Genomic DNA, 1,358 nt, shown 5'->3' with positions numbered 1-1,358 from the left:
AGAAAGACATTTTGTCTTTCTTTTTTTAAAACCAATTACCTTTTGTTTCTGACATCCGTTTTTTTATCTCTAGCATTTTTTTCATTTGTTCTCTTTCTAACGGATCACTAATATCATCTAATTCTAATTTTTTTAACGGTTGTACAAATTTATAGCTGCCATTCTTTTTTTCAGCTAAATAATAATACTGTAATTCATCATTCCAATAATATATGACTTGTTCACTCAACATAAAAGCCCCCAGTAATCACCTTAATATTAGCCCATTACACCATCATAGCATCAATGAAGCCCTAAAATTAACGCAATACAAAAGAGACAGTTCCAAAAGTAACCGTATCAAAAAGTAGTCTCAAATAACTGATAAACGCATCATAAAGCCAAAAACAAGTGTCTCAAAAAGTCCCTAAAATCATTTGCAAACGTTCATAAAAATATATATAATTTATGAACGGTAGGGTTATATGTTTTATATATATAAAAAACCGCACCCTTTTTGGGTTATTTTTCTTTGATGACAATCAATATAAAAGTCATTAAAATGAATAATATACGGTATACATGCAATAATAGACGTAGTTATTCTCAAAACTAAATTTAAGTTCTAAACCATAAAAAAATCCTTCCAAGTGCGCCAACACTCGAAAGGATTGTAAGTATATCTTTTTAAATTCAACTTTTATTTTTGCTTACTAGGTTTATTTTTCATGAGTTCTGCTAATTCTCCAGTTAGTAGAACTTTTTTCTTTTCATAATCCCCAGCAACATCAAACAACTTAGGAACATGTTGTTTTATTTTCTTTCTCCAATTACTCTTTTGATCCTTATCCATCATCCCAAAATAACGACCATGATAATCATTCATGATAGCCTCTAAAACAATACGATCGTTCACCTTAATTTTACTGTTATCTACTTTTTCTAAATCTCCAACAATTATCGAATCAAACGGATTATATTCCGAATCTATCCATTCTTTCGCTTTCTTCTTACGCAAACGAGCTTCAAAACGTGTTACATGTTCAACATCAGGATACTGATCTAAAGTTTCATTTTCTTCATTCTCTCTTTTTTTATTATAGATACAAAGATGATTATCCGAACCTCGTTTACCAATGTACATCGTTTCTATTTTTTTATCTCTATCCAAATAAATACATTCTGATTTACTAGACAAATCTTTTATTTTTAAATCTGCAATTTTAACTGGATAATCACAAGCTATATGTATACCTGTAACTTCAATATTTTCTAACAATCCCAACACTAATCGTATCGCCTCATCAACCACACGATTATATGCCATATGCTTAGGATTAAATTCAAATCTAACATCTTTCAACAAACGATCATTTTTC

The 1,358-nt window shown here is 29.5% G+C and carries 2 protein-coding genes; both read right to left on the bottom strand.

The window, feature by feature from the left end:
- Positions 1-25: 25 nt before the first annotated feature.
- Complete coding sequence (locus R7Q41_RS24045; RefSeq protein ID WP_000947848.1) at positions 26-232, bottom strand: hypothetical protein; 207 nt, start codon at positions 230-232, stop codon at positions 26-28.
- Positions 233-679: 447 nt separating this feature from the next.
- Positions 680-1,358: replication initiation factor domain-containing protein (locus R7Q41_RS24040; protein WP_318144710.1), on the bottom strand; the 679-nt coding region annotated here is incomplete at its 5' end.

The sequence above is a fragment of the Vibrio sp. 2096 genome, assembly GCF_033339595.1.
GTDB classification, from domain to species: Bacteria; Pseudomonadota; Gammaproteobacteria; order Enterobacterales; family Vibrionaceae; genus Vibrio; species Vibrio alginolyticus.
This window is presented reverse-complemented; position numbering and strand designations above follow the sequence as displayed.